Source organism: Cryobacterium sp. Sr8 (assembly GCF_004403225.1).
GTDB classification, from domain to species: Bacteria; Actinomycetota; Actinomycetes; order Actinomycetales; family Microbacteriaceae; genus Cryobacterium; species Cryobacterium psychrotolerans.
In genome coordinates this window covers 21,327-34,822 of the sequence record NZ_SOHO01000049.1, presented here as the reverse complement: position 1 = coordinate 34,822, position 13,496 = coordinate 21,327, and the positions used below count along the sequence as shown (strand labels likewise).

The following is a 13,496-nucleotide window of genomic DNA, read 5'->3' as shown; positions in this document are numbered from 1 at the left end:
TGCTTCCTTCTTTAAGAACAGTGAACGGTTAGTTGCCTGCAGCAACGAGGGAGTCCTTGGCTGCGGCGACGACTGCCTCGACCGTGATGCCAAACTCCTGGAACAGGCGCTGGTAGTCTGCCGAGGCGCCGAAGTGCTCAAGGCTGATTGAACGGCCGGCGTCGCCGACGAATTCCTTCCAGCCCAGAGCCAGGCCGGCCTCAACGGAGACGCGGGCCTTGACGGCGACGGGGAGCACGGACTCGCGGTAAGCGGCGTCCTGCTTGTTGAACCACTCGACGCACGGCATGGACACCACGCGGGCGGCGATGCCTTCGGTGGCCAGTGCTTCGCGGGCTTCAATGGCGAGCTGGACCTCGGAACCGGTCGCGATCAAGATGACATGAGCGGTGGTGACGTAGCCGATAGCGACGGCTTCAGCCAGCACGTACCCACCCTTGGCCACGCCGTCGGCGGAACCAAATTCAGCGGCGGTGGCCACGCCGGTGCCCCGGGCATAGGTGGGAATGTTCTGACGGGTGAGCACAATACCGGCAGGGTTGTCCGTGGTTTCCAGGATCTTCTTCCAGGAAGCGGTAACCTCGTTGGCATCGCCGGGGCGGACCACGTCCAGTCCCGGGATGGCGCGCAGGGTAGCCAGCTGCTCCACGGGCTGGTGGGTGGGGCCGTCCTCACCCAGGCCGATGGAGTCGTGCGACCACACATAGATGGACGGAACGCCCATCAGTGCGCTCAGGCGGATGGCTGGGCGCTGGTAGTCGCTGAAAATCAGGAAGGTGCCCGAGAAGGCCCGGGTTGGACCGCCCAGGTGAATGCCGTTGACGATGGATGCGGCCGCGTGTTCGCGGATACCAAAGTGCAGTACCCGGCCGTAGGGGCCGCCGGACCAGGTGTCGGTCTGCTTGGACGCCGGCACAAACGACCCATATCCCTCAATGGTCGTGTTGTTGGAGCCGGCGAGGTCGCAGGAGCCGCCCCAGAGTTCGGGAAGCACGCCGCCCATGCCGTTGAGGACCTTGCCGGACGCTGCGCGGGTGGAGAGGTCTTTGCCGGGTTCAAAGGCAGGAAGGTTCGTTTCCCAGCCGGCCGGAAGCTCCTTCTTTTCGATGCGTTCGAGCAGGGCGGCGTTTTCCGGGTTGACGGACTTCCAGGCGTTGAAGTCGGTGGTCCATTCCGCACGGGCTTCCGCTCCGCGGTCGATGACTTTGCGGGCGTGGGCCAGGATTGCCGGGTCGACGTCGAAGCTCTTCTCCGGGTCGAATCCGAGTTCGGTCTTCAGCGCCGCCACTTCGGCGGCACCCAGGGCGGAGCCGTGGATGGCGCCCGTGTTCTGCTTCTTCGGCGAGGGGTAGCCGATGATGGTGCGCAGCGAGATGATCGAGGGCTTGGAGGTCTCGGCCTTCGCAGCCAGCAGGGCGGAGTAGAGCTCCTGGACGTCTTCGACGTATTCGCCCGTCTCGGTCCAGTCCACGCGCTGGGTGTGCCAGCCATAGGACTCGTAGCGCTTGAGAACGTCTTCAGTGAAGGCGATGTCGGTGTCGTCCTCGATGGAGATGTGGTTCTCGTCATAGACCACCACGAGGTTGCCCAGTTCCTGATGCCCGGCCAGGGAGGAAGCCTCGGCCGTGACGCCTTCCTGGATGTCGCCGTCGGAAGCAATAACCCAGATGGTGTGGTCGAACGGGCTGGTGCCGGGGGCTGCGTCGCGGTCCATGAGTCCGCGCATCCGGCGCTGCGAGTAAGCGAAGCCCACCGACGAGGCCAGACCCTGGCCCAGGGGGCCAGTGGTGATTTCCACACCCTTGGTGTGTTTGAATTCCGGGTGTCCGGGCGTCAGCGAGCCCCAGGTGCGCAAGGCTTCCAGGTCGCCGAGTTCCAGGCCGCAGCCGGACAGGAACAACTGGATGTACAGGGTCAGCGAGCTGTGCCCGGGGGACAAGATGAAACGGTCACGGCCAATCCAGTCGGTGTTCTTCGGGTCGTGGCGCATGAGCTTCTGAAAAAGAAGATAGGCGGCCGGGGCAAGACTCATGGCGGTGCCGGGGTGACCGTTGCCAACCTTTTCGACGGCGTCCGCGGCCAACACCCGGATTGTGTCCACGGCGCGCTGGTCATCGGACGTCCAGGTCAATGTTGCTGACTCAGGATTAGACACTGAACCTGTCGTGCTGGACAAGGTACCCACCGCATGTGCTGTCGGATTCACGATTTATCCCCTTTGATTCGGTCATCGGCCTGGAGCGGCCGAACGGATGCTTTCTGCTTGATATCCACGATCTCGAAACAAACAGGCAGGGGTAACACTGTTTTCTGACGGTTCTGCCTACACTTTAGGATGGGGTGGGGGTTTTTGACCCGGTAAACTGTGCACATGAGCGCACCCACCGACCAGCCCCTGCAGGAAATCAGCGCGCCTCTTCCGGACCTGCCGTGGCCACTTTTGCAGGCCGTGACAGAGTTAGCCGACGCCCCCTTGACCCAGATAGCAGAGCGACTACGCAATGCCACACGTCCCTACCTGGGAAGTAGCTCGCTGATCATCTTCACCGAAGACTGCACAGGGCGGCCGCAGAAGAAGGCGGGCGAGGAAGACATCATTGCCCGGGTCTCCATCGTCGAGCTCGACACGCTTCGCGCTGCCCTTTCGGATGAGACACCCTGGGTCGGGGAAGCCGAGATCGCAGGCCGGCCCCGCCCCGTACTCGCCCTGAAACACGCACCCAGCCAGGCACTCCTCGTCCTCACGGACCCTCACCCGAACGATCCAGGGCACAACGCCGGGCTGGACTTGGTGACGTATCTGTGGCGCATTGCTGCCCGGCGGATACAGGAGAAGGTGGCAGATGCGCCGCCGTCGTACCTGCTGGAATCGCGGGCGGCCTCAGCTGAACGCATCCGCGTGACGGCGGAACTGACCGATCTGCACTCCACAACCCTGGAGACCCTCCTGGCAGCCCTGCACTCATCCTTGTTGGACGATGCAGCAGCCCGCTCCACCGTCACTGACCTTACCGCCAAGGCCTTGGTAACGCTCCGCACCCTCAGCGACCGCACGAATGACCTGGTGAAAGAGCCCGTCGCCACAGCTTTCGAACGCCTTCGGGAGGACCTGCGACCGCTCACACGCTTCAGCGGCATTGAGGTCGAGTTCATCGAACCACCGCTAAATGGAAGGGACCTGCCCGGCGAAGTTGCCCACGCGGCACGGGCCATCGTCCGCGGACTTCTGCTGGCCATTATGGAACAACCCGACGTCAGCCGGGTCCGGACGCAGTGGGACTGCGACGGCGAAAACCTGCTAATCAACGTACGAGACAACGGCCGCGGTACACTCGCCGCCGACGCACCGAGCATCATCCGCCTGGACCGCCGGGTCCAGGCGCTCACCGGACACCTGCAGATCGACGTCATGCCGGGCTGGGGCGCAGACGTCTTCGTAACACTCCCCCTGGACCCCCCTGCCCGGCCGGCGGGGGATGTCACCGGATGGAACCTTGCTCCCCGGGAACTCGAAGTGCTCCAGCACCTTGCCGCCGGAGAACGCAACCGCACCATCGCTTCAACACTGGCCATCAGCGAGAATACGGTCAAGTTCCATGTGCGGAACCTATTTAGGAAGCTCGACGTCGGCTCCCGCACCGAGGCCATCGCCTTGGCACACAGCACCGGACTCCGGTGACGATGTAACGACCCCGCTGCACCGGGATTATCTGTGCCCAGGCGAGGTGCCGGGTGAACAAGATTCGGTCCAGTGGATCCACAGACAAGGGCCGGAAAGTCGGACAAGGACTTGGCCGGTGTCCAGATCCACGGCTCGGTCCGGATCCATACCTTCGAGTCCCGGCCTTGGGAGGCGAAATCCGTACGTGGCAGACGTTGTTGCCCTCTATTCTTCGACCAGTGACGGCCCGGGAGTGGGGCCGTCGACCGACGGTCACGAGAGTGTCTGCTCCCAGGTCTCCCCGAATGGAACCGTGTCGCTGAGCTCAAGCGTGTACCGGCCGGGATTATGACGGGTGGCCAGGATGCCGGCACACCGCTGGGCCATCGCTACCTGCCGGAGCTCGGCCTCTGCGTCGTTGAGCAACTCGTGAAGTTGACCAGGCTCGGTAATGAGGACTTCCAAACGCTCGGTGGCTTGGCTACGCATGATAGACAGCTTCCTTCCTAGGAATCTGGGTCCCCAATGTGCCAGCCCCTGATCGTTGACGTGTGGTGTGTCTTAGATCGGATACAGCACGACGGGATCATTACGAACAAACAAACGACGGCAGCCTGTGCCGTTCTCGTGACCCATATCAGTCGTCCATCATCGGTGCGGTCACCTATATAAGCTGCGTAGCGGAACAAATCGACGGACCAGACTTCAACGCATCCCCCGTGCTGAAGGGAAGCCGTGAGGTCTCTCCGGAGGTGGCGTCCCGCGGCTTTAAGGTTGCGGGACGCCACCGTCAATCGGAGGGTTAGATAATGGCGGCGCGGAGTTCCTGAGCTGCCAGGGCGGGATCGGCTGCGCCGTAGATGGCGCCGCCGGCGACGGCGACATCGGCGCCGGCACGCTGGACGGCTTCGATCGTGGAGAGGTTCACGCCGCCGGCCACGGAGAACGGAACGCGAGCTTCTTCTCCGGCGCGGAGCAGCCCCCTCAAGTCGTAACCGGGCTGGGCCTGCTCGTCCAGGCCGGCGTGCATCTCTACGAACTTCGCACCCAGCGCGCGGACTTCCTTGGCGCGGGTGACCTTGTCTGCCACGCCGATGAGGTCAACGACGATGCCCTTGTTGTGGGCCTTGGCTGCTTTGACGCCGCCGGCAATGGTGGAGTCGTCGGCGGTGCCGAGGATGGTCACCAGGTCGGCGCCTGCCTTGAAGGCGATGTCGGCCTCAAGTTCTCCGGCGTCCATGGTCTTCATGTCAGCGAAGACGATCTTGTCCGGGTGCGCCGCCTTAATGGCGGTAACGGCGGAGAGGCCGGCGGCCTTAATCAGGGGGGTGCCGAGCTCAATAATGTCGACGTATTCGGCGACCTTACCGGCCAGTTCGAGGGCGTCTTCGACCGTGAGGAGGTCCATAGCTACTTGGAGCTTCATGATGTTGCTTCTTTCTGTAGGTAAACGCGGTTGGTGTGAAAAGGGGAGGCCTCGGTTATTCGAGGTTGGCGTGCCTGAGCCAGAGCTGTTCGGCCGGTTCATCGGTGCTGTCCCACAGCGACTGGAAGAGGGCCTCGGTGGCGAGGAACAGTACCTGTTCGAACAGGGACCCGGAGTACTGGCGTGAAACGCCGGAGCCGTGGTCGGTCTTCTGAGCGGCGGGAATGATCACCACCGCGTCGGCGAGTCCAGCGAGCGGCGAATCAGGGTTGGTGGTGAACGCGGCAATGCGCGCTCCGGCCTTCGCCGCTGTCTCCGCTGACTTGACCACTCCCGAGGTCGTTCCCGATCCGGAGGCCACCAAGAGCAGGTCGCCGGAACTGATGGCGGGAGTAGTGGTGTCACCGGCGACGTGGACGGTCAGGCCCAGGTGCATCAGCCTCATGGCGGCCATACGCAAGACCAGGCCGCTCCGGCCCGCTCCGGCGATGAACACCCGGCCCGTCTGGCCAAGGTGGGCCGCCAGGGTGGCGACCTCCTGTTCGTCAATTTTGGCCGCAGTGTCCGCGATCTCGTCCCTGACGAGGGACAGATTACGGGCAATGTCACCTGCGGTACTGTGTACGGTACGCATCGCATTTACTGTCGGATTCACGATTTGTCCCCTTCGATTCAGTCATCGGCCTGTAGCGGCCGAACGGATGCTTTCCGTTTGATATCCATCCTCTCGAAGCAAACGGGAGGGGGTAACACTGTTTTCTGACGGTTCTGACTACACTTTCGGATGGGTGTCTGTTTCCCCTCGGTGGACTCTCCGGATGAGCGCAGCTGAAGGTTGTGGCTAAGCGCGTGAAACCGGCCAAGTCCGGTTGCGGAGTCTGCGCCCAGCAGCTCGCCGTCGGCTTACGACATTTCCGGAGCGTTGGCGAGCCTTGCCGGCTCGGGTGCGAGTGGAGGAGCAGATCACCACCTCACCGGCCTCGGTCGCCCCGGATCCCGAGGGCGGCAGTAACCCCGCCAACGACTGGCTGCTCCGGGGCGCGTAAACCGGCGATTGACTCACACCAAGTGGGCAGGCGGTTGTGGTCTGTCGTTATCTTTCGTTATCCGCCGTCGCCGCTGCCGGTGGATTGAGGCTCAGGGGACGAGGGCAAACCGGCGAGGCGGAGCACCGCTTGCAGTCCGGCAGGGGTCCCGGGCCAGTGTCGCTTGATCGCAGCACTCCCCGCTTGGTGGGTAGCAAAGCGCAGCGCGATCGCGACGACGAGCGCGTCATCGGCATAACCAAGAACCGGGATGAAGTCGGGGATGAGATCGATCGGGGAAACCAGGTACACCAGCAGCACGACCAGCCATACCCGGACGCCGAGAGGCACCGTGCGGTCGGCCGCGAGGCGCTTGAGCAGCCGCGCCACATCCGGGGCGAGGCGCAACAGGCCTCGCAGGGACGCCTTGCCCGGGTGTTTGCGTTGCTCTTGCCAGAGCACGAGCACCAAGATCAACCAGATCACGACGAGGCCCAGAAGGATGCTGAGGAAAATCTGCCACCATTCAGTCATAGCCACTCCGGGCCCGGTCGGAAGATGCGAATGGATTCCCGAACGGCGTAGCAAACGATGACGAAACCGGCCACCGGATCCGCCCACCGCCACCCCAACACCAGGTTCAAGACGATGCCCGTGAGCACAGCGACCGCCCCGAGCCCATCGACGAATGTCACGCGAGCCTCCGTTGCCAGAACAGGGTTCCCCAGCGCCCGGCCGGTTCGACCTTTCAAGCCCGCGAGGGCGAACATCATGATCGCTGTCACGGCCGTCCAGCTGATCCCGCCAGCACCGGGCGAGGCGTGGTGCCCCGTGATCAACGCCACCATCGACTGGACCAGCAGGTAAGCCGCCAGCAGAACGAAGGCGATACCGATCAGCTGCAAGGCCCGCCGCTGCCGAGCCTCACCCGTCTCGGGCAACTCCCACAACACGACTGTCGACGCGCCGATCTCGATGAAGCTGTCCAATCCGGCCATCCCCGGCGCACGGCTCAGAACATCGGGTGAAGTCTCAAACCAATTCTCGCGGCGACGCCCGGGGGAGCGGCAAGCCTCCGATCGCCATCGGGATAATCCTTTGCTGAAAGTTCGGGGGAGTGCCCAGCTGGTCCGGTCGCCTACAGCTGGCACTTTGGACAAGGACAAATCAAGCTCGGGTGCGTCTTCATAGTCGTTCCGGCTTTCCGCAGTATCTCCGAGCCTCTAGATCGGCTCGGTCAAACTAGGCCGCGGCGACGGTGCCGGGACCGGAGGTGGTGCACCATATCAACACCCGCAACACAGACATGAACTCTCCTGTGCGGGTGCGATGAAAGAGACGATTTCCGTTCACCCGATGGTAACGGGGTGAATGCCCACAATACTCCTCCAAGTCACCATCGCGGAAACCGAAACGAGTTCATCGTGCAGCAGAGCCACAGAGGATGACCTTGCGCGGCAGTCGGTGCATCCGGAGGCCCGTGGTGCGCCGTAGGAGAGAGGCTCCGACGAAAAGAGCTCTCGGCCACCTCAAAGACGAGGAAGCCGCGAAAGCCGTGTTTGACGTCTACAACGCCCTCGCCGTGATGGCCTGCCTGCTCAGGTGCATCGTCCCAGACAGCGGCTGGCACACCCGTGTGATAGAGCTCCCGGGCTCCTTTCCCGACTCGGATTGTGTCACGACAGAGTCAATGGGCGCCCCACACGCCGGGGCGGCTCTCGAACTCAGGCGCTCGTCGTAGCCGGTAGGGGAGTCCCATTCTGCAATTCCTGCAATTCCTGCAATTCCTGCAATATATGCATTACTTCTTGACTCAATAGTCATAAAGGGCGGGCATGACTTCGCGTTCGAACAGCTCGATCCCGGACCGGTCGTAGGCGGCCTCGGGGAAGTAGTGGATCGAGTAGCCGAGGCCGCGTGCCTTCATCCCGGCCAGGCGCTCCACGATCTGCTCCGGCGTGCCGACGCAGAGAGCCTTGCCGCCGCGGTACTCGGCCATGAAGTTCTCCGCCCCGTCGGCGCCCAGGTACGGCGTGACCCGGGCCTGGATCGCGTCGAGGCGCTCGGCCACCTCGGCCTCGTCCCGTCCGACGACCGTGTTGTAGTTCGACGAGCGGGTGATCGAGCCGAAGTCGGTGCCGGCCGTCGCGCAGTGCTGCTCGAGCAGCCGGCTCTTGCGCTCGAAGCCCTCCGGAGAACCGTCGAAGTTGGTGTAATTCGCGTACTGCGCGGCGATGCGCAGGGTGACCTTCTCGCCGCCGCCGGCGATCCAGATCGGGATGCCGCCCTCCTGCAGCGGCAGCGGCCGCACAATGGCGCCGTCCACCTGGTAGTGCTCGCCGTCGAGGGTGGCCGTGCCGGTCGTCCAGGCCTGGCGCATGATCTGCACGCCCTCGTCGAGGCGGGCGAGGCGTTCGCCGGCGCGCGGGAAGCCGTAGCCGTAGGCGCGCCACTCGTGCTCGTACCAACCGGCGCCGATCCCCATCTCGACCCGGCCGCCGGAGATGATGTCGATCGTGGAGGCGACCTTGGCCAGGTACGCGGGGTTGCGGTAGCTGATGCAGGTGCACATCTGCCCCAGGCGCACGCGCGTCGTGGTCGCCGCGAACGCCGACATGAGCGTCCACGCCTCGTGGGTGGCCTCCTCGCTCGGCACCGGCACGGTGTGGAAGTGGTCGTACACCCAGATGGATTCCCAGGCGCCCGCGTCGGCGTGCGCGGCCAGGCCGCTCATCGCCGCCCACTGCCCCGCGGGGTCGATCCCGACGAGGTCGTGACGCCAGCCCTGGGGTACAAAGAGTCCGAATCGCATGCACCGAGCCTATGCCGCGGGCGGCGGGGCCCGGACGCGCGCTACTTCCCGTTCTTCTTCGGCGGCGTCAGCGTGGCGGCGTAGTCGGGCACCGGCCGGGTCTGCTCGCGCGGGGGCCGCTCGTAGTCGGAGGCCGCCGGGCGCGGCGGAATGGTGACGTCCGGCGGCTGGAGGTGCTCGTAGGGCACGATCGACAACAGGTGGCTGATCATGTTCAGGCGCGCGGCGAGTTTGTCTTCGCTTTCCACCACCCACCACGGCGCCTCGGGAATGTCGGTGTGCACGAACATCTCATCCTTGGCCTTGGAGTAGTCAACCCATTTCGTGATCGAGAGCAGGTCGGTCTCGGAGAGCTTCCACCGGCGCATCGGGTCGTTCAGCCGGGAGCGGAACCGGGCCTCCTGCTCCCGGTCGGACACCGAGAACCAGTACTTGACCAGCAGGATGCCGTCTTCCACGAGCATCCGCTCGAACAGCGGTGCCTGGTTCAGGAAGCGGCGGTATTCGTCGGCCGTGCAGTACCCCATCACCCGTTCGACGCCGGCGCGGTTGTACCAGGAGCGGTCCATCAGCACGATCTCGCCCGCCGCGGGCAGGTGCTCGATGTAGCGCTGGAAATACCACTGGCCGCGCTCGCGCTCGGTGGGCATCGGGAGGGCCATGATCCGGGCGATGCGCGGGTTGAGGTACTGGGTGACGCGCTTGATCGCGGAGCCCTTGCCGGCGGCGTCCCGGCCCTCGAAGATCACGACAATGCGAGCGCCCGAGGCGCGTACCCACTCCTGCATGGCAACGAGCTCGGTCTGCAGGCGGCGCAGCTCGCCGGAGTAGACCGCTTTGCGGAGCCTCGGGGGCCTCGGCTTCTTGGCTGACATGGTCGGCCTCCTCGTCCTCGCCGCAATCATGGCATGCCCCGTCGGGGCGGGGGCGGATCTCTTGCGATGATGGACCCATGAGTCGAACCGTTTCCGGAGCCCACGTCCTGATCACCGGAGCCGCCATGGGCATGGGCCGCCTGTACGCCGAGCGCGCCGTCGCCGAGGGTGCGAAGTCCGTGATTCTCTGGGACCGGGACGCGGGGGCCCTGACCGCGACGGCGTCCGTCCTGTCCGGGCGCGCCGCGGAGGGCACCCAGATCGCCAGCTACGTCGTCGACATCGCCGACCTGGGCGCGATCGCGCAGACCGCCCAGCGCGTGCGCACCGAGGTGGGCGACCCGGACATCGTGATCAACAACGCCGGGATCGTGCGCGGTTCCTACTTCTGGGAGCACGACAACGGCGACGACACGCGCCAGACCATGCAGATCAACGCGCTCGCGCCGATGTACATCACCCGCGAGTTCCTGCCGGCGATGATGGCGAACTCCTACCGGGAGGCGCGGATCGTGAATATCGCCTCGGCCGCGGGCATGCTCTCGAACCCGAGGATGAGCGTCTACGCGGCCTCGAAGGCGGCGCTGATCGGCTGGAGCGACTCGCTTCGCCTCGAGCTGGTGCAGCAGGACTTCGGCAACGTCAAGGTCACCACGGTGTCGCCGAGCTACATCTCGACCGGGATGTTCGAGGGCGCCCGCGGTCCCCTCCTCACGCCCCTGATGACCCCGGAGTATGTCGTGGAGCGGGTGTGGCGCTCGATGCTCGCCGGGAAGGCCTCACTGATGATGCCGTGGACGGTCGGACTCTCCCAGGTGCTCAAGGGCGTGCTTCCCCTGCCCGTCTGGGATTCCGTCGCCGGCCGGGTCTTCGGCGTGTACGGCTCGATGGACAAGTGGGTCGGGCGCGGCTAGAACCGGCCACTCTCGCGCGTCGCCCGAGTCAGCGGGCGGATGCGTGCCGGGCGAGCCGCTCGGTGAGCCCGAGCCGCACCGTCGGCCACTCGCCCTGGACGATCGAAAAGACGACGGTGTCGCGCAGGGTCCCGTCCCGCCCGAGCTGGTGATTGCGCAGCACCCCGTCCTGCTTGGCGCCGAGGGCAATGATCGCGGCGCGGGACTGCCGGTTGTGGAAGTGGGTCCGGAACTCGACCGCGATGCAGTCGAGCGCCTCGAAGGCGTGCGTGAGCAGCAGCAGCTTCGCTTCGGTGTTGATGCCGGTGCGCTGGGCGCTGGGCGCCAGCCAGGTGGAGCCGATTTCGAGGTGACGGTGCTGCGGGGTGATGTTCATGAACGTGGTCATCCCCACGACGGTCCCGCGCGCGTTGTCCCGGATCGCCCAGGGCAGCATCTGCCCGGCCGCGAAGAGCGCCAGTCGCCGTGCCACCTCGGCAGCCATCCGGTCCGGCGAGGGGATGCCCGTGTACCAGGCCCGCCACAGTTCGCCCTCCGTGACCGCGACCTTGAGCTCCTCGACGTGATCGGCCGAGAGCGGTTCCAGGGTGACCCGTTGCCCGGTGAGTGTGGGCAGCGCCGTGAAGTCCATGGCTCAAAGGTAGACCGCGAGGAGACCTCGGCCGGGCAGGGCGCTCAGGCGTTCTGCCAGAGCCCCATCAGGTTGCCCTCGCTGTCGGTGAAGTAAGCCGCGAAGCCCATCTCGCCGACGACCTGCTTGGGCAGGGCTGTCGATCCGCCCAGGCTTGAGACCTTCTCGAGGGCCGCATCGATGTCGGCGACATCGATGGTCACGATCGGATTTGCCAGCTTCGCGTCTCGCTTGAACATTCCGCCGTTGATGGACCCGGCCTCCGCCAGCACTCCCTCTTCGGATATCGGTGTCGGCAGCAGCATCACGTAGTCCATCTCCGGCATCGGCCGGATGTCCCAGCCGAATGCCGCGCGGTAGAACTCCGCAGCCCTGTCCATGTCATCCGCGGGAATTTCGAAGTGCACCACTCGTCCGCTCATCGCGACCACCTACCCTCTCGATCGGCGTGGACAGCCCACGCCACGCAGCAGATAGTAGTTCGAACCATTGCATCCGTCACCGTCGTCTCGCTCTGGGCGCGGGTTCAGCGCACACCCAGCCGGGGCTGGAATCGTGGGAGCAGCACACCGAAGCAAGGGAGCACACCATGGGATTCCTCGATCGCCTCCTGGGCCGCGAAGAGCCGCAGCCGGAACGGCAGCATGCACCGCCCAGGGCCCCGCGCAGCGCGGCCGCGCCCCAGCGCACCGAAGACGAAATGGCCGTCGAGCGTTACCAGTACCTTCTCCGCACGGCCCCGCCCGAGACGATCGAGGAGGTGCACACGGAGGCGTTCGCGAAGCTCACGCCGGAGCAGCGCGACCTGCTCTTCCGGCAGTTCAGTGAGAACGTCAACCCGAGCGAGCGCCCCGCGAACGCGGAGCCGGCGACCCTCGCCCAGGCCGCGACGCGAGCGGAGCTGCAGCAGCCGGGCACGCTCGCCCGCACGTTCGGCAACCAGGGCCAGGGCGGGATGAGCTTCGGCGGCATGGTGGGCAGTTCCATGCTCGGAACCATTGCCGGGTACGTCATCGGGTCGGCGATTGTGAGCGCGTTCATGCCGACGGATGCCGGAGCTGACGCAGGGTCCGGATCCGACGCCGGCGGTGATGCCGGAAGCGCCGACGCGTCCGGGGCGGATGCCTCTGCGGGCGATTCGGGCGGCGGCGACTTCGGAGGTGGCGGCGGCTTTGGCGACTTCGGCGGTGGCGGCGACTTCGGGTTCTAACCTCGGCCGGGCCATCCGCGTGTCGTGTGGGCGGTTCATCACGTGCGCAGCGGGACGCCGACGTCCGTGCCGCCCTCGTGCGTCAGCCGGTTTCTGACCTGCACAACGCACGGAGCCGGCACGAACCCGCCGGCGAACAAGGCCTCACCCTGGCGGAAGCGGGGGACTGGGACAGCAGCGCGGCCGGCGCGAACCCGAAGACGGCCCCCAGCTCCGTCAGGTCCAGGGGTGAGCTCATCTTCATCAGGGCGAGGTTGTCGCACTGCGAATTGATGCTCGGGTGGACCTTGGACGGGCATTGCGTGGACAGCAGCAGCCACAGCCCGAACTTGCGCCGCTCGGCGGCCTCGCCCGGCGCATCGGCGCGCAGATCGGGCAGCCGAACGAAGTCCCCGTTGGGATCGAAGATGACCAGCGGCAGGTCGGTGTGGGCCAGGAGCTGCTCGAGCACGACTCCGAGCGCGTAGGTCTTCCCCGATCCGGTCTGCCCGCACCAGAACGTGTGCCGATTGAAGCGATGCGGCAGCGGTCGCGCGGGCACGTCGGGGTTTGTGGTGAGGGAGCCCACCTCCAGGGTCGCACCCGTCGCGCGGTGGAGGAGCTCGATCGTTTCCTCCTCTGCCGCGGCGACCTCGGCGGACCGGAAGGGCGACGAGGCGAGCGGATCCAGCCGGCCGCCCTCGTCGATGACGCCGAGAATCCGGCCAGAGGCTGCCGCCCGGCCGGCGGGACGCTCCGAGTTGGACTCCACCTGGCCGAGGGCGCTTCGATCAGGCGCCTGGCGGAAGGTCACGAAGCTGCCGGGCGGAAACGCCTCGTCGGGCGAGAACTCGAAACGGAAGGAGCGGCCCTCGGCCGACACCCCACTGTGGTTCGCTTCGTCTTCGGATGACGTGGCCATGCTGCATGCCAGTGCCGCCCCGCGGCAAGCGGAAGGGCGGC

At 65.6% G+C, this 13,496-nt stretch carries 14 protein-coding genes; 3 read left to right on the top strand and 11 right to left on the bottom strand.

What is annotated here, in order from left to right:
- Window positions 1–28: 28 nt before the first annotated feature.
- On the bottom strand, window positions 29–2,185 hold the full coding sequence (gene tkt / locus E3T54_RS10435) for a transketolase (protein WP_370255415.1): 2,157 nt from the start codon (window positions 2,183–2,185) through the stop codon (window positions 29–31).
- 186 nt (window positions 2,186–2,371) lie between these two features.
- On the opposite strand from tkt, the gene E3T54_RS10430 reads away from it, so the two are divergent.
- Window positions 2,372–3,679, top strand: coding sequence for a LuxR C-terminal-related transcriptional regulator (locus tag E3T54_RS10430; protein WP_134475611.1), 1,308 nt, complete (start codon window positions 2,372–2,374; stop codon window positions 3,677–3,679).
- Window positions 3,680–3,934: 255 nt separating this feature from the next.
- On the opposite strand, the gene E3T54_RS10425 is transcribed toward E3T54_RS10430, so the two are convergent.
- From E3T54_RS10425 to ppk2, 7 genes are all read right to left on the bottom strand, one after another.
- The gene (locus tag E3T54_RS10425) at window positions 3,935–4,150 is read right to left on the bottom strand and encodes a hypothetical protein (RefSeq protein WP_134475610.1); all 216 of its coding nucleotides are present in this window, start codon (window positions 4,148–4,150) and stop codon (window positions 3,935–3,937) included.
- Window positions 4,151–4,463: 313 nt separating this feature from the next.
- A complete protein-coding gene (gene hxlA / locus E3T54_RS10420) occupies window positions 4,464–5,087 on the bottom strand; it encodes a 3-hexulose-6-phosphate synthase (protein ID WP_134475609.1) in 624 nt (207 codons plus the stop codon).
- 55 nt (window positions 5,088–5,142) lie between these two features.
- Window positions 5,143–5,721: a 6-phospho-3-hexuloisomerase gene (gene hxlB, locus E3T54_RS10415; RefSeq protein WP_134475608.1), complete on the bottom strand. Its 579-nt coding sequence runs from the start codon at window positions 5,719–5,721 to the stop codon at window positions 5,143–5,145.
- A gap of 469 nt (window positions 5,722–6,190) precedes the next feature.
- Window positions 6,191–6,646: a YkvA family protein gene (locus E3T54_RS10410; RefSeq protein ID WP_134475607.1), complete on the bottom strand. Its 456-nt coding sequence runs from the start codon at window positions 6,644–6,646 to the stop codon at window positions 6,191–6,193.
- Window positions 6,643–7,101: a cation transporter gene (locus tag E3T54_RS10405; RefSeq protein WP_241977169.1), complete on the bottom strand. Its 459-nt coding sequence runs from the start codon at window positions 7,099–7,101 to the stop codon at window positions 6,643–6,645. The genes E3T54_RS10410 and E3T54_RS10405 overlap by 4 nt, the downstream gene beginning before the upstream one ends.
- Window positions 7,102–7,925: 824 nt before the next feature.
- Window positions 7,926–8,924, bottom strand: coding sequence for an LLM class F420-dependent oxidoreductase (locus tag E3T54_RS10400; protein WP_134475605.1), 999 nt, complete (start codon window positions 8,922–8,924; stop codon window positions 7,926–7,928).
- 41 nt (window positions 8,925–8,965) lie between these two features.
- Complete coding sequence (gene ppk2 / locus E3T54_RS10395) at window positions 8,966–9,799, bottom strand: polyphosphate kinase 2 (RefSeq protein ID WP_134475604.1); 834 nt, start codon at window positions 9,797–9,799, stop codon at window positions 8,966–8,968.
- Between the two features lie 77 nt (window positions 9,800–9,876).
- Here ppk2 and E3T54_RS10390 point away from each other — a divergent pair, with 77 nt between their 5' ends.
- Window positions 9,877–10,713, top strand: coding sequence for an SDR family oxidoreductase (locus E3T54_RS10390; RefSeq protein WP_092324018.1), 837 nt, complete (start codon window positions 9,877–9,879; stop codon window positions 10,711–10,713).
- Between the two features lie 28 nt (window positions 10,714–10,741).
- On the opposite strand, the gene E3T54_RS10385 is transcribed toward E3T54_RS10390, so the two are convergent.
- Together E3T54_RS10385 and E3T54_RS10380 are read right to left on the bottom strand one after the other, a co-directional pair.
- The gene (locus E3T54_RS10385; protein WP_134475603.1) at window positions 10,742–11,344 is read right to left on the bottom strand and encodes a GNAT family N-acetyltransferase; all 603 of its coding nucleotides are present in this window, start codon (window positions 11,342–11,344) and stop codon (window positions 10,742–10,744) included.
- 44 nt (window positions 11,345–11,388) lie between these two features.
- Entirely contained in the window at window positions 11,389–11,766 is a 378-nt protein-coding gene (locus tag E3T54_RS10380; RefSeq protein ID WP_092324016.1) for a VOC family protein, read from the bottom strand.
- A gap of 167 nt (window positions 11,767–11,933) precedes the next feature.
- On the opposite strand from E3T54_RS10380, the gene E3T54_RS10375 reads away from it, so the two are divergent.
- Window positions 11,934–12,554 (top strand): hypothetical protein, encoded by a 621-nt coding sequence (locus E3T54_RS10375; protein WP_134475602.1) that lies wholly within the window; start codon window positions 11,934–11,936, stop codon window positions 12,552–12,554.
- 82 nt (window positions 12,555–12,636) lie between these two features.
- Here the strand turns inward: E3T54_RS10375 and E3T54_RS10370 are convergent, their stop codons facing one another.
- The gene (locus E3T54_RS10370; protein WP_241977168.1) at window positions 12,637–13,455 is read right to left on the bottom strand and encodes a helicase HerA domain-containing protein; all 819 of its coding nucleotides are present in this window, start codon (window positions 13,453–13,455) and stop codon (window positions 12,637–12,639) included.
- Between the last annotated feature and the right edge of the window lie 41 nt (window positions 13,456–13,496).